The 24,478-nt window shown below is 53.7% G+C and carries 23 protein-coding genes; 7 read left to right on the forward strand and 16 right to left on the reverse strand.

The genetic code is table 11. The features are described 5' to 3' along the window. Positions 1 to 29: 29 nt before the first annotated feature. From AB2B48_RS17865 to asnC, 14 genes are all read right to left on the reverse strand, one after another. A complete protein-coding gene (locus AB2B48_RS17865) occupies positions 30 to 1,157 on the reverse strand; it encodes an integrase core domain-containing protein (RefSeq protein WP_368299760.1) in 1,128 nt (375 codons plus the stop codon). 601 nt (positions 1,158 to 1,758) lie between these two features. Further along, a complete protein-coding gene (locus AB2B48_RS17870) occupies positions 1,759 to 2,178 on the reverse strand; it encodes a F0F1 ATP synthase subunit epsilon (RefSeq protein ID WP_003023809.1) in 420 nt (139 codons plus the stop codon). 20 nt (positions 2,179 to 2,198) lie between these two features. After that, positions 2,199 to 3,581, reverse strand: a complete 1,383-nt coding sequence (atpD, locus tag AB2B48_RS17875; RefSeq protein WP_035893613.1) for a F0F1 ATP synthase subunit beta — start codon at positions 3,579 to 3,581, stop codon at positions 2,199 to 2,201. Positions 3,582 to 3,607: 26 nt separating this feature from the next. Continuing rightward, entirely contained in the window at positions 3,608 to 4,471 is an 864-nt protein-coding gene (atpG, locus tag AB2B48_RS17880; RefSeq protein WP_185668166.1) for a F0F1 ATP synthase subunit gamma, read from the reverse strand. Between the two features lie 49 nt (positions 4,472 to 4,520). After that, positions 4,521 to 6,062: a F0F1 ATP synthase subunit alpha gene (gene atpA, locus AB2B48_RS17885; RefSeq protein ID WP_166515109.1), complete on the reverse strand. Its 1,542-nt coding sequence runs from the start codon at positions 6,060 to 6,062 to the stop codon at positions 4,521 to 4,523. Positions 6,063 to 6,074: 12 nt separating this feature from the next. Continuing rightward, positions 6,075 to 6,608: a F0F1 ATP synthase subunit delta gene (gene atpH, locus AB2B48_RS17890; RefSeq protein ID WP_035893618.1), complete on the reverse strand. Its 534-nt coding sequence runs from the start codon at positions 6,606 to 6,608 to the stop codon at positions 6,075 to 6,077. 14 nt (positions 6,609 to 6,622) lie between these two features. Continuing rightward, entirely contained in the window at positions 6,623 to 7,093 is a 471-nt protein-coding gene (gene atpF / locus AB2B48_RS17895) for a F0F1 ATP synthase subunit B (protein ID WP_035893620.1), read from the reverse strand. 66 nt (positions 7,094 to 7,159) lie between these two features. Continuing rightward, positions 7,160 to 7,399, reverse strand: coding sequence for a F0F1 ATP synthase subunit C (atpE, locus tag AB2B48_RS17900; RefSeq protein ID WP_000429386.1), 240 nt, complete (start codon positions 7,397 to 7,399; stop codon positions 7,160 to 7,162). 46 nt (positions 7,400 to 7,445) lie between these two features. Beyond that, the gene (gene atpB / locus AB2B48_RS17905) at positions 7,446 to 8,261 is read right to left on the reverse strand and encodes a F0F1 ATP synthase subunit A (protein WP_166515107.1); all 816 of its coding nucleotides are present in this window, start codon (positions 8,259 to 8,261) and stop codon (positions 7,446 to 7,448) included. 8 nt (positions 8,262 to 8,269) lie between these two features. Continuing rightward, positions 8,270 to 8,650, reverse strand: coding sequence for a F0F1 ATP synthase subunit I (atpI, locus tag AB2B48_RS17910; protein WP_185668168.1), 381 nt, complete (start codon positions 8,648 to 8,650; stop codon positions 8,270 to 8,272). 614 nt (positions 8,651 to 9,264) lie between these two features. Beyond that, positions 9,265 to 9,888 (reverse strand): 16S rRNA (guanine(527)-N(7))-methyltransferase RsmG, encoded by a 624-nt coding sequence (rsmG, locus tag AB2B48_RS17915; RefSeq protein ID WP_185668169.1) that lies wholly within the window; start codon positions 9,886 to 9,888, stop codon positions 9,265 to 9,267. A 102-nt stretch (positions 9,889 to 9,990) separates the two neighbouring features. Next, a complete protein-coding gene (mnmG, locus tag AB2B48_RS17920; RefSeq protein WP_368299761.1) occupies positions 9,991 to 11,880 on the reverse strand; it encodes a tRNA uridine-5-carboxymethylaminomethyl(34) synthesis enzyme MnmG in 1,890 nt (629 codons plus the stop codon). A gap of 373 nt (positions 11,881 to 12,253) precedes the next feature. Then, positions 12,254 to 12,703, reverse strand: coding sequence for an FMN-binding protein MioC (gene mioC / locus AB2B48_RS17925; RefSeq protein WP_185668171.1), 450 nt, complete (start codon positions 12,701 to 12,703; stop codon positions 12,254 to 12,256). 89 nt (positions 12,704 to 12,792) lie between these two features. Continuing rightward, positions 12,793 to 13,251 (reverse strand): transcriptional regulator AsnC, encoded by a 459-nt coding sequence (gene asnC / locus AB2B48_RS17930; RefSeq protein ID WP_035893632.1) that lies wholly within the window; start codon positions 13,249 to 13,251, stop codon positions 12,793 to 12,795. A gap of 151 nt (positions 13,252 to 13,402) precedes the next feature. Between asnC and asnA the strand changes: the two genes are divergently transcribed. Further along, positions 13,403 to 14,395 carry an aspartate--ammonia ligase gene (gene asnA / locus AB2B48_RS17935; RefSeq protein ID WP_368299762.1) on the forward strand — a complete coding sequence of 331 codons (993 nt, stop codon included), beginning with the start codon at positions 13,403 to 13,405 and terminating at the stop codon, positions 14,393 to 14,395. An 8-nt stretch (positions 14,396 to 14,403) separates the two neighbouring features. Here asnA and viaA read toward each other — a convergent pair whose 3' ends face one another. Beyond that, positions 14,404 to 15,855: an ATPase RavA stimulator ViaA gene (gene viaA, locus AB2B48_RS17940; RefSeq protein WP_368299763.1), complete on the reverse strand. Its 1,452-nt coding sequence runs from the start codon at positions 15,853 to 15,855 to the stop codon at positions 14,404 to 14,406. Beyond that, complete coding sequence (gene ravA, locus AB2B48_RS17945; protein ID WP_185668174.1) at positions 15,855 to 17,351, reverse strand: ATPase RavA; 1,497 nt, start codon at positions 17,349 to 17,351, stop codon at positions 15,855 to 15,857. Before ravA ends, viaA begins: the two co-directional genes overlap by 1 nt. Before the next feature lie 219 nt (positions 17,352 to 17,570). Here ravA and kup point away from each other — a divergent pair, with 219 nt between their 5' ends. The 6 genes from kup to rbsK all read left to right on the forward strand — a co-directional run bounded on the left by kup (position 17,571) and on the right by rbsK (position 24,478). Further along, on the forward strand, positions 17,571 to 19,439 hold the full coding sequence (gene kup, locus AB2B48_RS17950; RefSeq protein ID WP_368299764.1) for a low affinity potassium transporter Kup: 1,869 nt from the start codon (positions 17,571 to 17,573) through the stop codon (positions 19,437 to 19,439). A 174-nt stretch (positions 19,440 to 19,613) separates the two neighbouring features. Next, positions 19,614 to 20,033: a D-ribose pyranase gene (gene rbsD / locus AB2B48_RS17955; protein ID WP_123650958.1), complete on the forward strand. Its 420-nt coding sequence runs from the start codon at positions 19,614 to 19,616 to the stop codon at positions 20,031 to 20,033. Between the two features lie 7 nt (positions 20,034 to 20,040). Further along, a complete protein-coding gene (gene rbsA / locus AB2B48_RS17960) occupies positions 20,041 to 21,546 on the forward strand; it encodes a ribose ABC transporter ATP-binding protein RbsA (protein ID WP_220440796.1) in 1,506 nt (501 codons plus the stop codon). A gap of 5 nt (positions 21,547 to 21,551) precedes the next feature. Then, entirely contained in the window at positions 21,552 to 22,517 is a 966-nt protein-coding gene (gene rbsC / locus AB2B48_RS17965) for a ribose ABC transporter permease (protein ID WP_035893646.1), read from the forward strand. 27 nt (positions 22,518 to 22,544) lie between these two features. After that, positions 22,545 to 23,435: a ribose ABC transporter substrate-binding protein RbsB gene (rbsB, locus tag AB2B48_RS17970; protein ID WP_035893648.1), complete on the forward strand. Its 891-nt coding sequence runs from the start codon at positions 22,545 to 22,547 to the stop codon at positions 23,433 to 23,435. A gap of 113 nt (positions 23,436 to 23,548) precedes the next feature. Next, complete coding sequence (gene rbsK / locus AB2B48_RS17975) at positions 23,549 to 24,478, forward strand: ribokinase (RefSeq protein ID WP_368299765.1); 930 nt, start codon at positions 23,549 to 23,551, stop codon at positions 24,476 to 24,478.

The raw sequence follows: 24,478 nt of genomic DNA on the forward strand, positions 1-24,478 counted from the left end.
TTCAGACCGGGAACATAGGTAACACTTTCCTAGTCTATCCGGATAATACTACGGCTTTTCCGGTCATAGTAAGCAAGCGTTATTCCGTTAAAGATGATGGCCTCAACGCCATCATCTTTTTCTTCCAGCATGATGTATTCCCCCAGCAGCGCTTCGCTCAGGAACACCTCCTTACCGATGTGTATCACCCCCTTCGACATCACTCTGTACAGCCGCGCTCCTTCAGGCCATTCATACTCAGGTACTTTACCGTCCCAGCTGCGCGATGATGGCCGCCATACCTCACCCGGCGTGGTTCCTCCCAGCGCTTCATGTGGACGCTCCTGGTTGAACTCTTCTCTGTAATGACTGAACCAGGCCTGTTGCTCTTCCAGCGTTCTGAAGATATTCCCGTGTTTCAGTGCGCTTTTCAGCGAACGGTGCATCCGCTCATGGCGACCATTTTCCTCCGGATGCCCCTTTCTGATTCGCTCGGGCCTGATGCCCAGTTTGATAAGCCAGACCGACAGACGGCTGAGACCCGCCACCCCAACGCCAGCAAAGGGCTGCCCGTTGTCGGTTCGCAGCACATCCGGCAGACCGTACTCAAGGAAGGAGTCGGTGAGGCACTGTCGGGCAAAGGCGGTGTTCTCGTGATGATTACCCCGGCAGCTCAGAAGGTAGCGGCTGTGGTTATCCGTCAGCGTAAACGGGTGGCAGTACTCCCGGCTCAGCAGTCTGAACTTCCCTTTAAAATCAGCGCTCCAGACCTGATTAATATCCTGGATAGTGGTCAGCGGCTGACGATTCCCGGGCGTTCTGTGTCTACGCTTTCTGTCCGGAACCATCCCCTGACGCTTGAGGATATCGCCGATAGTGCTGGCAGCCGGGACCGGGAAGTCGGCCTGATGATTAAGGAGCCACATCCGCAGTTTTTTAGGTCCCCAGTCAGGATGTTTTTGCCGTAATGCCATCAGATGGGCAGCAATATCTGGCGGGACGGTGCGGGAATGTGAGAGTGGCGCCCGTGAGCGGTCGAAAAGCGTCGCAGGCTCTGAAGGGTCGAAACGCCCGAGCCATTTATAGCCCGTTTTACGACTGATGCCGAAGAGACGGCAGAGTGCGGAGAAAGACATCGTGCCAGCGTGGCTGGCACGGATAAAATCAAGACGTTGCATAGGTCGGGTCTCAGTCCAGGGCATAGCGAGTCTCCTCTTCTATGCCTGTTATAACTGTTACCCATGTATCCGGTCTAAAGTGTTACCTATGTTCCCGGTTTGTACCTTCGCCTGGCCGGGCTACATGCTTGGGTAGCCCGGACGAGGTGCAACAGCACCGACTCCGGGAAATGCTCCGGCCTACAAAATACAAAGGTCGCCGTGAGGCGACCTTCTTCGTTTTTGGTTCTGTTTACACCGCGTGTGTTGTGGTTTTCGTTAGCGGTACAGCGCTTAACAGAACGGCATCTGACCTACAGGTGAGGCGGCCAGTGCGGTCATCAACCTTACAGGTTGAAAGTACCGAAAGAGATGTTCATAGCGCTGAAAAGGGCGATGATTTTATTGATCAGTTTCATGATTTTTATCCTGCGATAGTAGTGATATTTTCTGTGACTCATGTCACAAAAAGAAGTCTACTCCTCGGACATTTATCGATCAACAGTTTTGTGACTCAAATCACAAAATATTTAAAATACCTTTTCAGTTTCATTTAAATTAAAACAAACCAAAAAAAAGCCAGCCTGGAAACCAGACTGGCTTTTTGACTTTCAAGCCGGTGTTACATCGCTTTTTTGGTCAACTCGATAACGCGCAGTTTAGCGATCGCTTTGGCCAGTTCCGCAGACGCCTGAGCGTAATCCACGTCACCATGAGAGCTCTTAATGTGCTCTTCAGCCTTACGTTTCGCTTCCAGAGCTCGCGCTTCGTCGAGGTCCTGGCCGCGAATAGCGGTATCAGCCAGAACGGTCACGCTACCAGGCTGCACTTCAAGAATGCCGCCGGACAGATAGATAAACTCTTCATGACCGAACTGTTTAACGATGCGAATCATACCAGGCTTAATGGCGGTGAGCAGCGGTGCGTGACCCGGGAAAATACCCAGTTCACCTTCGCTACCCGTTACCTGGATTTTCTCGACCAGACCAGAGAACATTTGTTGCTCTGCGCTGACGACGTCCAGGTGGTAAGTCATTGCCATATCACCCTCCGATTAAGGCGTTAAAGTTTTTTGGCTTTTTCCACTGCTTCGTCAATGGAACCGACCATGTAGAACGCCTGCTCCGGCAGGTGATCGTATTCGCCGTCCATGATGCCTTTAAAGCCACGGATGGTGTCTTTCAGCGAAACGTATTTACCTGGAGAACCGGTGAATACTTCTGCTACGAAGAATGGCTGGGACAGGAAGCGCTGAATTTTACGTGCGCGTGCTACCACCAGTTTGTCTTCTTCAGACAGCTCATCCATACCCAGGATGGCGATGATGTCTTTCAGTTCCTGATAACGCTGCAGGATGGACTGAACGCCACGAGCGGTGTCGTAGTGTTCCTGACCAACAACCAGCGGATCCAGCTGACGGCTGGTGGAGTCCAGCGGGTCAACCGCAGGGTAGATACCCAGGGAAGCGATCTGACGGCTCAGTACTACGGTTGCATCTAAGTGAGCAAAGGTAGTTGCTGGGGATGGGTCAGTTAAGTCATCCGCAGGTACGTATACCGCCTGTACGGAGGTGATAGAACCGGTCTTGGTGGAGGTGATACGTTCCTGCAGAACGCCCATCTCTTCCGCCAGAGTCGGCTGGTAACCTACCGCTGAAGGCATACGACCCAGCAGTGCAGATACTTCTGTACCGGCCAGGGTGTAACGATAGATGTTATCGACGAACAGCAGTACGTCACGACCTTCGTCACGGAATTTCTCAGCCATGGTCAGACCGGTCAGAGCAACGCGCAGACGGTTTCCCGGTGGCTCGTTCATCTGGCCATATACCAGGGATACTTTATCGATAACGTTGGAGTCGGTCATTTCGTGGTAGAAGTCGTTACCCTCACGAGTACGTTCACCTACGCCCGCAAACACGGAGTAACCGGAGTGCTCGATCGCGATGTTACGGATCAGCTCCATCATGTTTACGGTTTTACCAACACCCGCACCACCGAACAGACCGACTTTACCGCCCTTCGCGAACGGACACATCAGGTCGATAACTTTGATACCGGTTTCCAGCAGTTCCTGAGAGCTAGACAGCTCTTCGTAGGAAGGTGCAGCGCGGTGGATAGCCCAACGCTCTTCTTCACCGATGTCGCCTTTCATGTCTACTGGCTGACCCAGTACGTTCATGATACGACCCAGCGTAGCTTTACCTACCGGAACTTCGATTGGGTGCTCGAGGTCTTTAACATCCAGACCGCGACGCAGACCGTCGGAAGAACCCATAGCGATGGTACGTACGATACCGCCGCCGAGCTGCTGCTGAACTTCCAGCACCAGAACTTCATTACCATTCTGCACCTCAAGAGCTTCGTACACGCGCGGTACGGCATCCTGAGGGAATTCGACGTCAACTACGGCGCCGATTACCTGGACAATTTTTCCAGTAGCCATCTTGAATCCTCTACGAATTAACCTGGTTATACCGCGGATGCACCACCGACGATCTCGGTGAGTTCCTGAGTAATGCTGGCCTGTCGAGCTTTGTTGTATACCAACTGCAGCTCTTTAATCAGGCTGCCGCCATTGTCGGTCGCGGCTTTCATCGCCACCATACGTGCGGCCTGCTCGCTGGCCAGGTTTTCTACCACGCCCTGATAGACCTGAGATTCGACATAGCGGCGCAGGAGGGTATCCAGCAGCGCTTTCGGATCGGGTTCGTACAGGTAATCCCAGGTTTTACGTTTCAGATCATCATCTTCTGAAGCCGGTAACGGCAGCAGTTGGACGATCGTCGGCACCTGAGACATGGTGTTAATAAATTTGTTGCTGACAATATAAAGCTTGTCCAGACGACCTTCGTCGTAGGCTTGCAACATCACTTTTACCGGACCGATAAGTTCGGACAGGGCAGGTTTATCGCCCATACCGGTTACCTGAGCGACAATGTTGCCACCTACGGAATTAAAGAAGGACACACCTTTAGAGCCGATCATTGCGAGGTCGCACTGAACGCCTTTTTCGGTCCATGCCTTCATATCCGCCAGCAGTTTCTTGAACAGGTTAATGTTCAAGCCACCGCACAGACCACGGTCGGTAGACACCACCAGGTAGCCCACGCGCTTAACGTCGCGTTCTTCCAGGTACGGGTGCTTATATTCCAAATTACCGTTCGCAAGGTGACCAATCACTTTGCGCATGGTATCTGCATAAGGACGGCTGGCCGCCATGCGATCCTGCGATTTACGCATTTTGGAAGCGGCGACCATCTCCATCGCTTTAGTGATCTTTTGCGTGTTCTGGACGCTTGCGATCTTACTACGTATCTCTTTTGCGCCGGCCATGAGCTTCTCCTCAATGCCTACGGCCTGCCCTAAGACAGGCCGTCAGACTTTACCAGGATTGGGTTGCTTTGAAGGAATCGAGGATGCCTTTCAGCTTGCCTTCGATTTCGTCGTTATAGCCACCGGACTGGTTGATCTCTTGCATCAACGGAGCGTGATCACGGTCAACGTAAGCCAGCAGAGCGGCTTCGAAGCTACCGATTTTCGCCAGCTCTACATCCGCCAGATAACCACGTTCTGCCGCGAACAGAACCAGAGACTGCTGCGCGACTGACATCGGCGCATACTGTTTCTGTTTCAGCAGTTCAGTCACTTTCTGACCATGGTCCAGCTGCTTACGGGTTGCATCGTCAAGGTCAGATGCGAACTGGGAGAACGCTGCCAGTTCACGATACTGTGCCAGAGCGGTACGGATACCACCGGACAGTTTCTTCATGATCTTGGTCTGAGCTGCACCACCAACACGGGATACGGAGATACCCGGGTTAACCGCAGGACGAATACCGGCGTTGAACAGGTTGGTTTCCAGGAAGATCTGACCATCGGTAATGGAAATTACGTTGGTCGGAACGAATGCGGAAACGTCACCAGCCTGCGTTTCGATAATCGGCAGAGCGGTCAGAGAACCCGTTTTCCCTTTCACTTCACCTTTGGTGAAGGTCTCAACGTATTCAGCGTTAACACGCGCAGCACGCTCCAGCAGACGGGAGTGCAGATAGAATACGTCGCCTGGGAATGCTTCACGTCCTGGTGGACGACGGAGCAGCAGGGAGATCTGACGGTAAGCGACAGCCTGTTTAGACAGGTCATCATAAATGATCAGCGCATCTTCGCCGCGGTCGCGGAAGTATTCGCCCATTGCGCAACCGGCATATGGTGCCAGGTACTGCAGTGCAGCGGATTCAGACGCGGTTGCTACAACAACGATGGTGTTAGCCAGCGCGCCGTGTTCTTCCAGTTTACGTACCACGTTAGAAATGGTGGACGCTTTCTGGCCGATAGCAACGTATACGCACTTGATGCCGGAATCACGTTGGTTGATGATGGCGTCGATTGCCAGCGCGGTTTTACCGGTCTGACGGTCGCCGATGATCAGTTCACGCTGACCACGACCGATTGGGATCATGGCATCAACGGATTTATAACCAGTCTGAACTGGCTGATCAACGGACTGACGTTCGATTACGCCTGGTGCGATAGCTTCAACGGCGGAGAAGCCGTCGTTGTCCAGCGCGCCTTTACCATCGATTGGTGCACCCAGGGTGTTAACCACACGGCCCAGCAGGCCACGGCCAACCGGAACTTCCAGGATACGACCAGTACACTTGACTGTCATGCCTTCGGCAAGGTCAGCGTACGGACCCATTACTACAGCACCTACGGAGTCGCGCTCCAGGTTCAGTGCGATAGCGTAACGGTTACCCGGCAGGGAGATCATTTCACCCTGCATACAATCGGCCAGGCCGTGGATGCGGATAACACCGTCACTTACAGAAACAATTGTACCTTCGTTGTGAGCTTCACTCACAACACTGAACTGAGCAATGCGCTGCTTGATCAGTTCGCTGATTTCGGTGGAATTCAGTTGCATGCTCCAGTCCCCTTAAGACTGCAAGACGTCTGCAAGGCGCTCAAGACGGCCGCGTACGCTGCCATCAATGACCATATCACCCGCACGGATGATAACGCCCGCCATTACAGACTTATCGATTTTGCAATTCAGCTTAACTTTGCGTGACAGACGCTTTTCCATCGCGGCGCTGATTTTCGCAAGCTGTTCTTCATTGAGCGCATTAGCGGAGATGACTTCTACCTCAGAGGTAGCTTCACTCGCGGCGCGCAGATGAATGAACTGCTCGAGAACATCCGGGAGCACTTTAAGACGACCATTTTCAGCCATCACCTTAATCAGGTTCTGGCCATTTTCGTCCAGTTGCTCACCGCATACTGCGATAAACGACTTAGAGAGCGTTTCCGGTGCCAGCGCACCAGACAGAAGCTCTGCCATTTGTTCGTTCTTCGTCACTTCGGCGGCAAACGCCAGCATGTCCTGCCAACGATCTACGCTTTTGTGTTCGACGGCAAAGTCAAAAGCTGCTTTGGCGTAGGGGCGAGCTACCGTAACAAATTCAGACATCAGCCCCTCCCTCCTTACAGTTCAGCGACAAGTTTGTCCACGATGTCGCTGTTAGCAGCTTCATCCACGGAACGTTCGATGATCTTCTCGGCGCCAGCAACAGCCAGGATAGCGACTTGCTTACGCAGCTCTTCGCGGGCACGTTTACGCTCAGCATCAATTTCTGCCTGAGCCTGTGCCACGATTTTGTTACGTTCCTGCTCTGCTTCAGTTTTGGCTTCGTCCAGGATCTGAGAGCGACGTTTGTTCGCCTGCTCGATGATTACCTGGGCTTCCGCTTTCGCTTTTTTCAGCTGGTCGGTCGCATTGGCCTGTGCAAGGTCCAGATCCTTTTTAGCTCGTTCTGCAGAAGAAAGGCCGTCAGCAATTTCTTTTTGACGCTTTTCGATGGCTGCCATTAAAGGCGGCCATACGTACTTCATGCAGAACAGAACGAAGAGGACAAACGCGATGGCCTGGCCGAGGATTGTTGCGTTAAGATTCACAGCACAATGCCTCTTTATCTAGTTAACGTTCTGATATTGCTCTTACTTAATTCAAAGCAACGCTTACTACGCGACAGCGAACATCACGTACAGACCCAGACCTACAGCGATCATTGGGATAGCATCCACCAGACCCATAACGATAAAGAACTGAGTACGCAGCAGAGGAATCAGATCCGGTTGACGCGCTGCGCCTTCCAGGAATTTGCCCCCGAGGATGCCGATACCGATCGCAGCACCGATTGCCGCCAGACCCATCATCACAGCGGCAGCCATGTACAGCAGATCCATATTCAGGTTTTCCATGACAGTCTCCAGTTTGTTTCAGTTAAAACGTAGTAGTGTTGGTAAATTAATGCTCTTCAGACGCCATCGACAGATAGACAATCGTCAGAACCATGAAGATGAAGGCTTGCAGCGTAATGATCAGGATGTGGAAAATGGCCCACGGCACATTCAGAATCCACTGTGACCACCACGGCAACAGACCAGCAATCAGAATGAAAATCAGCTCACCGGCATACATGTTGCCGAACAGTCGCAGACCCAGAGATACCGGTTTGGACAGCAGGCTTACCCCTTCAAGGATTAAGTTGACAGGAATAAATGCCCAGTGATTGAACGGCTGCAGTGTCAGCTCTTTCGTGAAGCCACCGATGCCTTTCATTTTGATGCTGTAGAACAGAATCAGGATAAACACGCCCAGTGCCATAGACAGGGTAATGTTTACGTCCGCAGACGGAACCACGCGCAGCGCCGGCAGGCCCAGTATGTGCTCAGCAACATACGGCAGCAGGTCGATAGGCAGTAAGTCCATCAGGTTCATCAGGAAGACCCAGACGAAGATCGTCAGGGCTAGCGGTGCGATAACCTTGCTTTTGCCATGGTACATGTCTTTGACACTGCCATGAACAAAGCCGATTACCAGCTCAATCGCGGTCTGAAATTTACCTGGTACGCCGCTGGTTGCTTTTTTGGCAACGCTACGGAACGTAAGCAGGAACAACAGACCCAGCACCACCGAGAAGAACATGGAGTCAATATTGAGCGTCCAGAAGGTGGCTGGGGGGTTATGCGGATCTACCAGCGAGAAAGTACGCAGGTCCAGCTGAAGGTTATTCAGATGGTGTCCTATGTATTCCTGCGGCGTCATATTTTCAGAAGCCATGATGCCTTTTACCCTTTGTTGTTAATTACAGCGGGCGCCAGTATCTGAACCACTAGCACCAAAATCCATGTCACGATCAGCGGCAAGAACACCGCCTTTAAAACCGCCAGCGCCACGACCAGTAACACCAGCATCGCAAGCACTTTGAACGCTTCCCCGAAGGCGAACGTCCAGGCCACTCGGCCTTTAGCGGGTGTATGTACCTGGTGACGCCAGGCAAAAATCATAAACAACATATTAGGCAGTAACACTGCCAGGCCTCCGCACGCGGCGGAGATGCCCCAGAAGGGGTCTTTTAGGCTGAACAGCAATCCACTTGCTATCACTGCCAGAAGCTGAATGAACAGAAGCTTTCGTGCAACGTTTCGACTCACGAGCGACATAGACATCACGTTTGTACTCCTGCTCCCTTTGAGGTATGCCGCGTGTCGTATAAAACGTTCTTTAATGCTCTGAGTCAAGCATCAAAAAGCGGTCAAATTATACGGTGACACCCCGTGATTTCAAACAATAAGTAGCCAAAACGTGAATAAATATTTAATTATTTTTCATTCGCGCTGTTTTTCTACTTTTCGCCAAAGTGTGAACGATCGTACAAAACTGCAAATACACCGAAAATAGTGATTACAAAGCGTGCACGAGATCACATATTAAACATTTTCGAGCGAACAGCATAAATCATTGTAGCAAAACGGAAGTTCTCATCATTCTGATATCTAAGACTTAATCCGCCCACTCTTTTAAAAACACCGCGATACAGAACAAAAACCATTCATTGACATTTATAATAATTTATTAACATGACAAAATGACGAATGGGCTGACTTTTAGCAGACTGATATTTTCCATGTTGACTATTTTAAGTCTTAACAAAAAAAGCCGCGTTACTATGAAGATAAACTTAAGTTAATCACTGGTTAAATATAGCAGGTCGCTGACGCTAATTGTCGTGCATTTGTTAACACCAGAGCCCCCGCTTTTTCTCTACTTTTTTTGATAAAAATTAAATTTTATTTGCTTTAATAATAACCAAATGACGCTCCCCTTCCAGCTGAGGAACGTTCAACGGCACCACGCTCTCGACGCTAAACGGCGCAGGAAGCTGAGCGATTTCCTCTTCCGGAAGCTGTCCCTTCAATGCGTAAAAGCGCCCAGCGTCACCTGGAAGGTGATGGCACCAGGTCACCATGTCAGTCAGCGAAGCAAATGCACGGCTAATCACGCCGTCAAACGGCGGTTCAGCCGGAAAGTCTTCAACGCGGCTCTGCACCGGCGTGATGTTAGTCAGCGCTAACTCGTGCTGTACCTGGCGCAGGAAGCGGACACGTTTGCCCAGGCTATCCAGTAGCGTGAAGTGAGCATCTGGACGCACGATGGACAGCGGAATACCCGGCAGGCCAGGACCGGTACCGACGTCGATAAAGCGTTCACCTTTGAGCGACGGCGCTACCACGATGCTGTCGAGAATATGGCGGACCAGCATCTCGTTAGGATCGCGAACCGAAGTCAGGTTGTAGGCTTTGTTCCACTTGTGCAGCATATCCACGTATGCCACAAGCTGGTTTTTCTGGTGATCGGAGAGGGAAATTCCTGCTTCATTCAGCAGTCGGGAGAGTTTGTTGAGCACGGAGAATACCTGTTAGCGATAATCTGCCGGAAGACGGCTTAGCCCTATCCGGCCTAGGTTATAGGCCCGGCAAGCGTAGCGCTACCGGGCATGTTCGGTGCATTAAGCGCTGCGGCGCAGCAGCCCCTGTTTTTTCAGCCATACCAGCAGAATAGAGATTGCCGCTGGCGTGATCCCGGAGATACGGGACGCCTGGCCTATCGAAACCGGTTTGTGATCGTTGAGTTTAGCGATCACTTCGTTGGACAGGCCGTTAACCTGGCGGTAGTCCAGCGTTGCAGGCAGCAGGGTGTTTTCGTTGCGCTGCTGTTTCTCGATTTCATCCTGCTGACGGGCGATATAGCCTTCGTATTTAACCTGAATTTCTACCTGCTCTGCTGCCTGTTCATCTTCCAGCATAGGAACAAATGGCGTCAACGCGGTCAGCTGTTCGTAGGTCATTTCCGGGCGACGCAGCAGATCTTCACCGCTGGCTTCGCGCGTGAGTGGCGCACTCAGGTGAGCATTCACTTCGGCCGCAGACTCCGATGATGGTGTAATCCAGGTAGACTTCAGACGCTGGCGTTCGCGTTCGATGTTCTCCAGCTTCTCGTTGAAGCGCGCCCAACGAACGTCGTTCACCATTCCCAGTTCACGACCGATTTCGGTCAGACGCAGGTCGGCGTTGTCTTCACGCAGCATCAGGCGGTATTCCGCGCGAGAGGTGAACATGCGGTACGGTTCTTTGGTACCGAGCGTGCAAAGGTCGTCCACCAGCACCCCGAGGTAAGCCTGATCGCGACGTGGCGCCCAGCCCTCTTTGTCGGCAGACAAACGGGCTGCGTTAAGCCCGGCCAGCATGCCCTGGGCGGCAGCTTCTTCATAGCCGGTAGTGCCGTTGATTTGGCCTGCAAAGAACAGACCGTGGATAAATTTGCTTTCCAGCGTGAGTTTCAGGTCGCGTGGATCGAAGAAATCGTACTCAATGGCGTAGCCAGGACGAACGATTCGCGCGTTTTCCATCCCCTGCATGGAACGGACAATTTGCATCTGCACATCAAACGGCAGGCTGGTGGAGATACCGTTTGGATAAATTTCGTTGGAGGTGAGTCCTTCCGGCTCCAGGAATACCTGATGCTGGTTACGATCGGCAAAGCGCATCACTTTATCTTCGATCGATGGGCAATAGCGCGGGCCGATCCCTTCGATCACGCCAGCGTACATTGGGCTGCGATCGAGGTTATTGCGGATCACCTCATGCGTTTTTTCGTTGGTATGCGTGACGTAGCACGGCATCTGGCGAGGATGCTGAGCGGCGTTCCCCAGGAAGGAGAAGACCGGCAGCGGATTATCGCTGTTTTGCTGGCCCAGGACGCTAAAGTCGATGGTACGCGCATCGATACGCGGTGGCGTACCGGTCTTGAGGCGACTGACGCGCAGCGGCAGTTCGCGCAGACGGCGAGACAGCGGGATAGACGGCGGATCGCCTGCGCGGCCACCGCTGTAGTTATCCAGGCCAATGTGAATCTTGCCGTCGAGGAAGGTACCCACGGTCAGTACCACGGCTTTGGCGCGGAATTTGAGACCCATCTGGGTTACGGCACCAACGACGCGATCGTTTTCAACAATCAGATCTTCAACCGCCTGCTGGAAGATCATCAGGTTCGGCTGGTTCTCCAGCGCAGTGCGTACCGCCTGACGATAGAGCACGCGATCCGCCTGTGCACGGGTGGCGCGAACGGCCGGGCCTTTGCTGGCGTTTAGTATCCTAAACTGAATGCCTGCCTGGTCGATCGCCGTTGCCATCAGGCCGCCAAGGGCATCCACTTCTTTTACCAGGTGTCCTTTCCCAATGCCGCCAATCGCCGGGTTGCAGCTCATCTGCCCCAACGTGTCGATATTGTGTGTCAAAAGCAGAGTCTGTTGACCCATACGCGCTGCGGCCATCGCGGCCTCAGTGCCTGCATGACCCCCGCCAATGATGATGACGTCAAAAGGATCCTGATAAAACATGGTGGTTTGCCTCGCGTAAAGCGGTGTGAAAATGGATTGAAGCCCGGGCCGTGGATTCTACTCAACTTTAGTCGATGGAGAAAGGGTTCGGATCTTGGGTATTAAAAAGAAGATCTTTTTATTTAGAGATCTGTTCTATTGTGATCTCTTATTAGGATCGCCAACCTTTGTGGATAAGTCCGATCCGTATTTTAAGATCAACCGTTTAAGAAGGATCGTTAGCTGTGAATGATCGGTGATCCTGTTCAGTATAAGCTGGGATCAAAACGCAGGGTTATGCACAGGTCAAAAACCAGACAAGAGTTATTCTTTGGATAACTACCGGTTGATCCAAGCTTTTAACCAGAGTTATCCACACAATAAATTCCGATCTTTACAAATCTCTGAGCAAAAGATGCCACGATCCCAACCAGATTTCGGCCGGATCTTCAGGAATCTCATGTTCGAGCACGTTGATCTTCAGCGTTTCACCAATCTGTTTGGCCCCGCAGGCCTTCAGTTCGGCATCCAGCTTGTCGATCGCGCCGCAAAACGTGTCATATTCGCGGCTACCAATCCCGATTGCGCCGAAGCGAACCTGGGAGAGATCCGGTTTTTGCTCACGTAACGCTTCATATAAAGGCAGCAGGTTGTCAGGAATGTCTCCTGCACCGTGCGTGGAGCTGATAACCAGCCATATCCCTTCCATCGGCACATCATCCAGCATCGGCCCGTGCAGCATTTCGCTGGTAAAACCGGCATCTTCCAGTTTTTCAGCCAAATGCTCTGCTACATATTCCGCACTGCCGAGAGTACTGCCGCTGATAAGAGTGATATCTGCCATGATCGCCCACCTATATATAGAGGAGGGCATTGTACGCTGTGTGTGAGCTGGGATCTACCTGTGGAAAAATGTGGGATTAAAAAAGCCGATCATGGCTTGATGGTACGCATGATCGGGTTCTGCAGGACGATCAGGGTTTCGGTGGACTGAATTTCATCAATTGTTTGGATCTTGTTGATAAGTACCTGCTGCAGGGCATCGATGGATTTGCACATCACCTTAATAAAGATGCTGTAGTGCCCGGTGGTGTAGTACGCCTCGGTGACCTCGTCCAGGCTTTCCAGCCTTGCCAGCGCCGAAGGATAGTCCTTGGCGCTCTTCAGGATGATGCCGATAAAGCAGCCTACGTCATAACCCAGCTGCTTAGGGCTCACGTCGACGTGCGCGCCGGTAATGATGCCCGCCTGCTTCATCTTCTCTACGCGAACGTGAATCGTGCCCGGGCTCACGGCGAACTGTTTGGCCAGTTCGGCATAGGCGGTACGGGCATTGGCCATTAACGCCTCAAGAATGCCGCGATCCAGATTGTCGATTTGATAATTTTCCATAGCTTTTTCTTATGAAGATTGATGATTCACTCTATTTTAGCCTGTTATTTTATTGAATCAAAAGTGAGTAAGGCTTTTTATTGTTTGATTATTGAATTGGTGTCCTGTTTTGTTGCTTAATCAATACCAACAGGACGCAGGAGTAAAAATAATGAAAACCGCATACATCGCAAAACAACGCCAGATTAGTTTCGTTAAATCCTATTTTTCCCGTCAGCTGGAAGAGAAGCTAGGGCTCGTAGAAGTCCAGGCGCCGATCTTAAGCCGCGTGGGAGATGGGACACAGGACAACCTGTCTGGTTGCGAGAAGGCGGTTCAGGTGAAAGTGAAAACACTGCCAGATGCCCAGTTCGAAGTGGTTCACTCCCTTGCGAAGTGGAAACGTCAAACCCTGGGACAACACGACTTCAGCGCGGGCGAAGGGCTGTACACGCACATGAAGGCCCTTCGCCCCGATGAAGACCGACTCACCGCGATTCACTCCGTTTACGTTGACCAGTGGGACTGGGAGCGCGTAATGGGTGATGAAGAGCGCCATATCGGCACGCTGGAAAGCACCGTTAAGGCAATCTGGGCGGGCATTAAAGAAACCGAAGCAGCCGTGAGCAAAGAATTTGGTCTGACACCGTTCCTGCCAGAACAGATCCACTTCGTTCATAGCGAAACGCTGCTGAGCCGCTACCCTGGCCTTGATGCGAAAGGGCGTGAGCGTGCGATTGCCAAAGACCTGGGCGCGGTCTTCCTGATCGGGATCGGCGGTAAACTGTCTGACGGCCAGCGTCACGATGTCCGTGCGCCGGACTATGACGACTGGAGTACCCAGAGCGCTTCCGGCCTCTCTGGCCTGAACGGTGATATTCTGGTGTGGAACCCGGTGCTGGAAGACGCCTTCGAGCTTTCCTCTATGGGGATCCGCGTTGACGCTAAAGCACTGAAGCACCAGTTGGCGTTAACCGGCGATGAAGATCGCCTGCAGCTTGAATGGCACCAGGCGCTGCTGCGCGGTGAAATGCCGCAGACGATTGGCGGTGGGATTGGTCAGTCTCGTTTGACGATGCTGCTGCTGCAACTCTCCCATATCGGGCAGGTGCAGTGCGGCGTATGGCCAGCGCAGGTTCGTGAGAGCGTCTCCGCCCTGCTGTAATGCTTACATCAACGCTGCCAGCGTCTTAGCAGGCGGCTTCTCAACCCGGTATCAAAGCGCCAGATATGATCGAAGATGCGCATGATCCCGGGTTTTCCATGTGCAGACATCGCCACCGCATGAAATCGATGCTGATATTTATGCTGCAAATCCCCTACCTTCTTCACCACCTCATCCGGCAGTCGCTGGGCGATAAAATCGGAAATGACCACCGCGTCGGCATCCTGCCACTGCGGGTTTTGCAACTGCTCGATCACCGCGCGCAGACAGCTTGCCATATCGGTACCGCCGCGAAAACGCTGGCTTAAAAAGCGTATTGCCTGCTCCAGCCCTTGGAGATCGGTAAGCTCATAGCGCACCACTTCCGTGGAGAACAGCATAATGTAGCAGCGACGGTTATCCGCCAGCGCTACGCGCATCAGCGCAAGGCAGAAGGCTTTGGCGCACTGCTCGTTGAAGCCGCCCATCGAGCCGGAAGTATCCACGCAGACCACAAACGGGCCGCGCGGCTGTTCATCTTCATCCTGACGAACCACCGGGCGCTCGGTGACCTTCTCGCGCCAGGCATCGCCGTGCAGGCGGTAGGTCAGCAGCTGTTTCTCCACCAGCCGGCGGTAGAATTCATACTCCAGCTCGGTCATCCCCAGCGTTGCCAGCTCCGGCGGCAGAAGACGCAGGATATCGTCGCTTTGCTGAATGCCATCGACCTGCTCTGGCACGGTGGAGGGTTCGCGCACCATGGTGCGGAAGGTCTCCATCGGCGCATCTTTCTTCGGTACGGATTTCGCTTCTCGGGAGCGCCCGAGTTGTTCAGCCAGGCGCATCAGCTCCGGCTGCTGGCTGAGAAACTCGCCGTATTTGACGATCAGCTGATAGTCACCGCGCTTGAGCTGCCCGGCGCTCATATCCCACAGCCGCCCACCGGCACTGTCGTTCTCCACCAGCACCGGCTCCAGCTGGCCGCTTAAGGTCATACGCTCCTGCACTTCGCTCAAAAGCTGTTCGCGCTCTTCTTCCAGCATCTGCTGGTTAAGCGACGTTACCTGAACGACCAGGCTCAGCCGCCAGCGCTGCAGGAACAGGGTGTGTAGCGCGGGGGTGAAGGTCGCATTGTTGGCGACAAGCTGCTGCGCCTGTGTTGCAAACGGCGAATGTAGCCGCGTTAGTAGCGCCAGAATCTGCGGCAGTTGAACGATAAACTGCGCGGTGGAAAGCAGCTGACTCTGCTGGTAGCAAATGACCTCTTCTTCCAGCTCCGGCGGAACCGGCGCCCCTTTCAGGCGGCCCTTAAAGGTGTCTCGCCAGCGGGGGAGATCGTCGGTAATCGCAGTTTTTAAACGAGGAAACTTTTCAAAAAAGATAGCCAACTGCGGCGAGGCCAGCAGGGCGATGATCATCTCTTCGATCATCCCCTCTTCGCTGACCGCCAGCATGACGTTGAGCGTATCGATAGTCAGCATTAAAGCTGCGCCTGCTTAATTTGCGCAGCCACATCCTGCAGGCTGGCTTCAATTCGGCCGAGCCACTCTTCATTAATAAAGAGGCATTTTTGCTGTTCGCTAAAGCGGTTGTGCTGCTGGTGCCACTCTTCATCCAGCGCGAGCAGCTGCTGGCGGATTTCCGCCGGCATATTCTCCGTCGTCCCCGTTCCGGGTAATGACAGGCGCGTTCCCTGAAGACTGACATCCCGCACTACCAGGTGCTGGCTGGCGTCGACTTCCATATTCAGCGCCAGCGCAAAGCCGATGCCGTTGAGCTTGCCGCGGATTTCGCCGCTCTTCTCCAGCCAGTTTGCCAGTGCCTGACGGTCAAAAGCGATGTGAATAACGTCGATATCGTGCAGTTTGAGCGGTTTTTGCAGCAGCAGCGTCACCGTTGGCGACTGCACCTCTGATGGCAGCTCATAGTGGGGCTTGCGGCTGAACATGCCGCCGAGTCGGGTGACCTTCAGCGCCGTTTTGTCGCTTTGCTGCTGCTGAATTTGCAGACGCTGCTGGGTAATAGCGCCCAGCTTATTGAGCATCGCCTGCTGCTGCCACGCATGCCCGGTCATCAAAATATCTATTTGTTGTTGAAGCAGATTTCGACTTTCTGCGTCATGCCATAGGCACTCTTTTAAGAGGATCAGATCGATAGGCGCGATCGTGTCGCGGCCGCTGAAAAAGGCGCAGGCCTGAAGCAGACGGATCGCTTTTTTCCAGCGACGGTCAGAGACGTAAGGCGCATTCGGCAGATTATCGAGCTGCTGACGCAGGGTGAAGATCAATTCAAACACCGCATCCGGCAGCTTCACGTTACCGATATCCTTCTGCCACTGGAAGTACTCTTCATCGGTGACCTGAAGGTTGGCCGGAATCGGGTTGTCGTTCTCGTCCTGCTGGCTAATCAGCATCGAGCGGAAATTGCCTTTGTCCTGTACTTTGTCGAGCCACAGGCGAATCAGCATACGGTCATACAGCGCTTCGAGGCTGCTTTCCGCTTCCGGCAGTTCGTTGGAGGCCGTCACCAGCAGGCGCATCGGGATTTTTTCGACGCTGGCGCCGTTACGGAAGTGACGCTCGTTAATGGCGGTCAGCAAGGTGTTCAGAATCGCCGGGCCGGCTTTCCAGATCTCATCAAGGAAGACGATTTCCGCTTCTGGCAAGTAGCCAGCGGTCAGACGCTCATAGCGCCCTTCATCTTTTAAGGCCTGAATAGAGAGCGGGCCGAATACCTCTTCGGGCGTAGAGAAACGTGTCATCAGGTATTCAAAGGCGCGGGCGTGCTGGAAGGCAAACTTCAGGCGGCGGGCGATCAGGCTTTTGGCGATGCCGGGAGGGCCGAGTAAAAACACGCTCTCACCGCTGAGGGCCGCCAACAGACAGAGCCGCATGGCGTGGCTACGCTCAAAAAGGCCCTTCTCCAGCGCGCTGCTCAGGCGCGAAATTCTTTCTGCTAATAAATGTGGTTGCGCCATAATTAAGTTGCGTCCTTTCACCGTTTATTCTGCTAACTGGCTGAGTATAGACGTATAACTCTTTAGGTGAATAGCCTGAATAGTACCTCGCTATTTATTGAGGCAGGTTAAGATGACGCAATTAAGGGGTACGATTTTGATGTTAATCGTGCATACTGTGCGCTTTTGGTGGGCCAAGGGACTAGGCACACATTTGTTTCGTAAACGAAAGACTAGTCTATGAGCACTGATAAGAAACAATCTTTATCAGCGATTACACTCGCTGCAATTGGCGTGGTATACGGCGATATCGGTACCAGCCCTCTTTATACGCTTCGTGAATGTTTGTCTGGGCAGTTTGGTTTTGGCGTTGAACGTGACGCGGTTTTTGGCTTCCTGTCATTAATTTTCTGGCTGCTGATTTTTACAGTATCACTTAAATACATTACCTTCGTGATGCGGGCGGATAACGCCGGTGAAGGCGGGATCCTTACGCTGATGTCACTTGCTGGGCGTAATACCTCCGCAAAGATGACATCAATACTGGTGATCCTTGGGCTTATTGGGGGAAGCTTCTTCTATGGTGAAGTGGTCATTACCCCGGCTATCTCGGTGATGTCGGCGATCGAAGGTCTGGAGATCATCGCGCCTACGCTTGATACCTGGATTGTCCCCATTTCAATCATCGTCCTGACGCTGCTTTTTGCTATCCAGAAGCACGGTACCAGCATGGTCGGCAAACTGTTCGCGCCGATTATGCTTATCTGGTTCCTGCTGCTGGCGGTACTGGGCGCGCGGAGTATTATTGCTAACCCGGAAGTCCTGCATGCCCTGAACCCTTACTGGGCGGTGAACTTCTTCCTGCAATATAAAACCGTCTCTTTCGTTGCATTGGGCGCGGTGGTGCTGTCGATTACCGGCGTGGAAGCGCTGTATGCCGATATGGGGCACTTCGGGAAATTACCGATTCGTCTGGCCTGGTTCTCGGTGGTTCTGCCATCACTGGTGCTGAACTACTTTGGTCAGGGCGCACTGTTGTTAAAGCACCCGGAAGCTATTAAGAACCCGTTCTTCCTGTTGGCCCCTGATTGGGCGCTGATTCCGATGCTGGTGATTGCGGCATTGGCGACGGTTATCGCCTCTCAGGCGGTTATCTCCGGGGTCTTCTCGTTGACTCGCCAGGCGGTGCGCCTGGGGTATCTGTCACCGATGCGCATTATTCATACCTCGGAAATGGAGTCCGGCCAGATCTATATCCCGTTTATCAACTGGCTGCTTTATATCTCGGTGGTGGTGGTTATCGTCAGCTTTGAGCACTCCTCAAACCTGGCGGCGGCGTACGGTATTGCCGTGACCGGGACCATGGTGCTGACGACGATTCTGTTCACTACGGTGGCACGCAAGAACTGGCGCTGGAACAAGTTCTTTGTGGCGCTGCTGTTCGTGGCGTTTATGTGCATCGACATTCCGCTGTTCTCGGCGAACCTCGATAAAATCGTCTCCGGCGGTTGGCTGCCGCTGACGCTGGCGCTGATTATGTTCACCATCATGACTACCTGGAAAAGCGAGCGTTTCCGCCTGCTGCGTCGTATGCATGAACACGGTAATTCCCTGGAAGCGATGATTGCTTCACTGGAGAAATCGCCGCCGGTACGTGTACCGGGCACCGCGGTGTATATGTCTCGTGCGCTGAACGTGATTCCGTTTGCCATGCTGCATAACCTCAAGCACAACAAGGTGCTGCACGAGCGGGTTATCCTGCTGACGCTGCGTACCGAAGATGCGCCGTACGTACATAACGTTCGCCGCGTGCAGATTGAGCAGCTCTCGCCTACCTTCTGGCGCGTCGTGGCCAGCTACGGCTGGCGTGAAACGCCAAACGTGGAAGAGGTGTTCCACCGCTGCGGTCTGGAAGGCTTAAGCTGCCGAATGATGGAAACGTCGTTCTTTATGTCGCATGAGTCGCTGATTGTCGGCAAGCGTCCGTGGTACCTGCGCCTGCGCGGCAAGCTTTACCTGCTGCTGCAGCGCAACGCGCTTCGCGCGCCGGATCAGTTCGAGATCCCGCCAAACCGCGTTATCGAACTGGGTACCCAGGTCGAAATCTAATGTTATCAACGCCCTCCCTCATTTTGACGGAGGGCGTTTTTTTATCCCCTCTCCTTTGTTCGCGAAACGTTTCGATGGCGATCACATTTCTATAACCTGATGGTGGTTTTCTGTTCGCTCTTCAGACTAAACTGATGCTAGCGAAACGTTTCGCTAGTGGAGCAAGAAAACAAAATGAAGAAAGGCACGGTACTCAACTCTGAAATCTCGTCGGTTATCTCCCGTTTGGGGCATACCGATACGCTGGTGGTGTGCGATGCGGGTTTACCTATTCCCCGCAGCACGGCGCGCATTGATATGGCGCTGACCCAGGGCGTTCCCACCTTTATGCAGGTGCTGGGCGTGGTGACGCAGGAGATGCAGGTCGAGGCCGCCATTCTCGCCGCGGAAATTCAGCAACATAATCCGCAGCTCCACGAAGCGTTGCTCAAACATATTGAGCAGCTGCAGCAACACCAGGGAAACACCATTGATGTTCGTTACGTCTCACATGAACAGTTCAAACAACAAACCGCAGACAGTCAGGCGGTGATTCGCAGCGGGGAGTGTTCCCCGTATGCGAATATCATTCTCTGTGCTGGCGTCACCTTCTGAGGCCATCATGGACGCACTCTTACAACTGAAAGGGATCGATAAATCGTTCCCGGGCGTAAAGGCACTCTCCGGCGCCGCGCTTAACGTCTACTCTGGTCGCGTGATGGCGCTGGTGGGTGAAAACGGCGCGGGCAAATCCACCATGATGAAAGTGCTGACCGGGATCTACACCCGCGATGCCGGTTCATTATTATGGCTGGGTAAAGAGACCACCTTTAATGGTCCTAAATCTTCCCAGGAAGCCGGTATCGGCATCATCCACCAGGAGCTGAACCTGATCCCGCAACTGACGATTGCCGAGAACATTTTCCTCGGCCGTGAGTTCGTGAATCGCTTTGGCAAAATCGACTGGAAAAAGATGTACGCCGAGGCCGATATCCTGCTGGCAAAACTCAATCTGCGCTTTAAGAGCGACCGCCTGGTGGGCGACCTCTCTATCGGCGATCAGCAGATGGTGGAAATTGCCAAGGTGCTGAGCTTTGAGTCGAAGGTCATCGTAATGGATGAACCGACTGATGCACTGACCGATACCGAAACCGAGTCCCTGTTCCGCGTTATCCGCGAGCTGAAATCGCAGGGGCGCGGCATTGTTTATATCTCCCACCGTATGAAAGAGATTTTCGAGATCTGCGACGACGTCACCGTCTTCCGCGACGGGCAGTTTATTGCCGAGCGTGAAGTGGCGAGCCTCGATGAAGACCGCCTGATTGAAATGATGGTCGGACGTAAGCTCGAAGATCAGTACCCGCATCTCGATAAAGCGCCGGGTGAAATCCGCCTGAAGGTGGACGCACTGTGTGGGCCAGGCGTGGAAAACGTCTCCTTCACGTTGCGTAAAGGCGAAATCCTGGGCGTTGCCGGGTTGATGGGCGCAGGTCGTACCGAACTAATGAAGGTGCTATACGGCGCGCTGCCGCGCACCAGCGGCTATGTAACCCTCGACGGGCATGAAGTGGTGACCCGTTCACCGCAGGATGGCCTGGCAAACGGCATCGTGTATATCTCCGAAGACCGTAAGCGCGATGGCCTGGTGCTGGGCATGTCGGTGAAAGAGAACATGTCGCTGACCGCGCTGCGTTATTTCAGCCGTGCCGGCGGTGGCCTGAAGCATAAAGACGAACAGCAGGCGGTTGGCGACTTTATCCGTCTGTTTAACGTCAAAACCCCTTCCATGGAACAGGCTATCGGCCTGCTCTCCGGTGGTAACCAGCAGAAAGTGGCGATTGCCCGCGGCCTGATGACCCGCCCGAAGGTGCTGATCCTCGATGAACCGACGCGCGGCGTCGACGTCGGGGCGAAGAAAGAGATTTACCAGCTTATCAACCAGTTCAAGGCCGACGGCCTGAGCATCATTCTGGTCTCTTCCGAGATGCCAGAAGTCCTGGGGATGAGCGATCGCATTATTGTGATGCATGAAGGGCATCTCGGCGGTGAGTTTTCACGCGAGCAGGCCACCCAGGAAGTATTAATGGCTGCCGCAGTGGGCAAGCTTAACCGCGTGAACCAGGAGTAAAAAAGATGACAACCCAGTCTGTGGCGGGTCGCCGCTATTTCACTAAAGCATGGCTGCTGGAGCAAAAATCGCTGATAGCCCTGCTGGTGCTGATAGCGATTGTATCGACCATGAGCCCGAACTTTTTTACCGTCAATAACCTGTTCAACATCCTGCAGCAAACCTCCGTGAATGCGATCATGGCGGTCGGGATGACGCTGGTCATTTTAACGTCGGGGATCGACCTGTCCGTCGGTTCTCTGCTGGCGTTGACCGGCGCGGTCGCCGCGTCGATTGTGGGCATCGAAGTTAATGCGCTGGTGGCGGTTGCTGCCGCACTCGCATTAGGTGCCGCAATCGGGGCCGTTACCGGTGTAATCGTCGCCAAAGGACGCGTTCAGGCGTTTATCGCCACGCTGGTGATGATGCTGTTGCTGCGCGGTGTGACCATGGTGTACACCAACGGCAGTCCGGTGAATACCGGGTTTACCGATAACGCCGATGTCTTCGGCTGGTTCGGGATTGGTCGTCCGCTGGGCATCCCTACTCCGGTATGGATCATGGGGATTGTCTTCCTGGCCGCGTGGTACATGCTGCACCATACCCGTCTGGGTCGTTATATCTATGCGCTGGGCGGTAACGAAGCGGCAACGCGTCTTTCCGGTATCAGCGTTAATAAAGTCAAAATTATCGTCTACTCTCTGTGCGGGCTGCTGTCGGCGCTGGCGGGGATTATCGAAGTGGCGCGTCTCTCCTCTGCGCAACCGACGGCGGGTACCGGCTATGAGCTGGATGCTATCGCGGCGGTAGTGCTGGGCGGAACCAGCCTGGCAGGCGGTAAAGGTCGTATCGTCGGCACGCTTATCGGTGCGCTGATTCTTGGGTTCTTGAACAACGGTTTGAACTTGTTAGGCGTTTCTTCTTATTACCAGATGATCGTTAAAGCAGTCGTCATTTTGCTGGCGGTGCTGGTGGACAACAAAAAGCAGTAATTCACGACACTACAGGACATCTTAGATATGAACATGAAAAAACTGGCTACCCTGGTTTCTGCGGTTGCGCTGAGCGCCACCGTGAGTGCGAACGCGATGGCGAAAGACACCATTGCGCTGGTTATCTCTACCCTGAATAACCCGTTCTTCGTCTCCCTGAAGGATGGCGCGCAGAAAGAAGCCGATAAACTGGGTTACAACCTGGTGGTTCTGGACTCACAGAATAACCCGGCGAAAGAGCTGGCTAACGTTCAGGATTTAACGGTTCGTGGCACCAAAATTCTGCTGATCAACCCAACTGACTCCGATGCTGTCGGTAACGCCATCAAGATGGCTAACCAGGCGAAAATTCCGGTTATCACCCTGGACCGCGTCGCCTCTAAAGGCGAGGTCGTGAGCCACATTGCTTCCGATAACGTGCTGGGCGGTAAAATCGCGGGTGATTACATCGCGAAGAAAGCCGGTGAAGGTGCGAAGGTTATCGAACTGCAGGGGATTGCCGGGACTTCCGCAGCGCGCGAGCGTGGCGAAGGCTTCCAGCAGGCCGTTGCCGCTCACAAATTTAACGTTCTGGCGAGCCAGCCTGCCGATTTTGACCGTACTAAAGGTCTGAACGTGATGCAGAACCTGCTGACTGCGCATCCGGACGTGAAAGCCGTCTTCGCACAGAACGACGAAATGGCGCTGGGCGCCCTGCGTGCGCTGCAAACTGCCGGTAAATCCGATGTGATGGTGGTTGGGTTTGACGGTACGCCAGATGGCGAGAAAGCGGTAAAAGATGGCAAACTGGCGGCGACTATCGCGCAGTTACCTGACCAGATCGGTGCGACCGGCGTGGAAACTGCTGACAAAGTGCTGAAAGGCGAAAAGGTCCAGGCTAAATATCCTGTTGACCTGAAGCTGGTAATTAAGCAGTAATAACGCGAGTGCGATTCAGGCTCTTACAGCCTGAGGGACAACATCAAAAATAAAAGCAGGGCACGCGCCACCGGTAAGTCAGCCGGTGGCGCATCTTACCGGACACTCTGAAAATGAAAACCGCAGGCAAACTTGTCGTCCTTGGCAGCATCAATGCCGATCACATTCTCAATCTTGAATCTTTCCCGACGCCTGGCGAAACCGTCACCGGTAGCCATTATCAGGTCGCTTTCGGCGGCAAAGGCGCAAACCAGGCGGTTGCCGCCGGGCGCAGCGGTGCGGATATTGCGTTTATTGCCTGCACGGGCGACGACGATATTGGTGAGCGCATCCGTAAACAGTTACAGGTTGACCGCATTGACGTTGCGCCGGTAAGCGCCGTGGCGGGCGAGTCGACCGGCGTGGCACTCATTTTTGTGAACGGTGAAGGCGAAAACGTTATTGGTATTCATGCCGGAGCCAACGCCGCATTATCAACTTCATTAGTCGACGCTCAGCGTGAACGCATTGCTCAGGCCGATGCGCTGCTGATGCAGCTTGAATCCCCGCTGGACAGCGTACTGTTGGCCGCGCAGATTGCCCACCAGAACCAGACTACCGTGGTATTAAACCCGGCCCCGGCGCGCGAACTGCCGGATGAACTCCTGTCGCTGGTGGATATCATTACCCCGAACGAAACCGAAGCTGAGAAGCTGACCGGAGTGCGAGTAGAAAACGATGAAGACGCCGCGAAAGCCGCGCAGGTCCTGCATGCCAAAGGTATCGATACGGTGATCATCACCCTCGGTAGCCGTGGCGTATGGGCCAGCGTGAAGGGCGAAGGACGTCGCGTGCCGGGCTTTAAAGTCCAGGCCATCGATACCATTGCTGCAGGCGACACCTTTAACGGTGCACTGATGACCGCGCTGCTGGAAAACACGCCGCTGGCGGAGGCGCTGCGCTTTGCTCATGCAGCTGCGGCGATCGCCGTAACGCGTAAAGGCGCTCAGCCATCGGTTCCATGGCGTGAAGAGATCGACGAATTCTTACGTCAACAGGGGTAA

The organism is Kluyvera sichuanensis, from assembly GCF_040930405.1.
GTDB lineage: Bacteria > Pseudomonadota > Gammaproteobacteria > Enterobacterales > Enterobacteriaceae > Kluyvera > Kluyvera sichuanensis.

Bases quoted from the DNA above. Each gene is read 5' to 3' on its own strand.
- rbsB (WP_035893648.1), top strand. From the start codon at position 22,545: ATGAACATGAAAAAACTGGCTACCCTGGTTTCTGCGGTTGCGCTGAGC.
- mnmG (WP_368299761.1), bottom strand. From the start codon at position 11,880: ATGTTTTATCAGGATCCTTTTGACGTCATCATCATTGGCGGGGGTCAT.
- atpG (WP_185668166.1), bottom strand. From the start codon at position 4,471: ATGGCCGGCGCAAAAGAGATACGTAGTAAGATCGCAAGCGTCCAGAAC.
- atpD (WP_035893613.1), bottom strand. From the start codon at position 3,581: ATGGCTACTGGAAAAATTGTCCAGGTAATCGGCGCCGTAGTTGACGTC.
- AB2B48_RS17865 (WP_368299760.1), bottom strand. From the start codon at position 1,157: ATGCAACGTCTTGATTTTATCCGTGCCAGCCACGCTGGCACGATGTCT.
- rbsC (WP_035893646.1), top strand. From the start codon at position 21,552: ATGACAACCCAGTCTGTGGCGGGTCGCCGCTATTTCACTAAAGCATGG.
- atpA (WP_166515109.1), bottom strand. From the start codon at position 6,062: ATGCAACTGAATTCCACCGAAATCAGCGAACTGATCAAGCAGCGCATT.
- rbsK (WP_368299765.1), top strand. From the start codon at position 23,549: ATGAAAACCGCAGGCAAACTTGTCGTCCTTGGCAGCATCAATGCCGAT.
- atpI (WP_185668168.1), bottom strand. From the start codon at position 8,650: ATGTCTATGTCGCTCGTGAGTCGAAACGTTGCACGAAAGCTTCTGTTC.
- atpE (WP_000429386.1), bottom strand. From the start codon at position 7,399: ATGGAAAACCTGAATATGGATCTGCTGTACATGGCTGCCGCTGTGATG.
- kup (WP_368299764.1), top strand. From the start codon at position 17,571: ATGAGCACTGATAAGAAACAATCTTTATCAGCGATTACACTCGCTGCA.
- atpH (WP_035893618.1), bottom strand. From the start codon at position 6,608: ATGTCTGAATTTGTTACGGTAGCTCGCCCCTACGCCAAAGCAGCTTTT.
- atpB (WP_166515107.1), bottom strand. From the start codon at position 8,261: ATGGCTTCTGAAAATATGACGCCGCAGGAATACATAGGACACCATCTG.
- mioC (WP_185668171.1), bottom strand. From the start codon at position 12,703: ATGGCAGATATCACTCTTATCAGCGGCAGTACTCTCGGCAGTGCGGAA.
- viaA (WP_368299763.1), bottom strand. From the start codon at position 15,855: ATGCTGACTATCGATACGCTCAACGTCATGCTGGCGGTCAGCGAAGAG.
- rbsD (WP_123650958.1), top strand. From the start codon at position 19,614: ATGAAGAAAGGCACGGTACTCAACTCTGAAATCTCGTCGGTTATCTCC.
- asnC (WP_035893632.1), bottom strand. From the start codon at position 13,251: ATGGAAAATTATCAAATCGACAATCTGGATCGCGGCATTCTTGAGGCG.
- rbsA (WP_220440796.1), top strand. From the start codon at position 20,041: ATGGACGCACTCTTACAACTGAAAGGGATCGATAAATCGTTCCCGGGC.
- AB2B48_RS17870 (WP_003023809.1), bottom strand. From the start codon at position 2,178: ATGGCAATGACTTACCACCTGGACGTCGTCAGCGCAGAGCAACAAATG.
- asnA (WP_368299762.1), top strand. From the start codon at position 13,403: ATGAAAACCGCATACATCGCAAAACAACGCCAGATTAGTTTCGTTAAA.
- ravA (WP_185668174.1), bottom strand. From the start codon at position 17,351: ATGGCGCAACCACATTTATTAGCAGAAAGAATTTCGCGCCTGAGCAGC.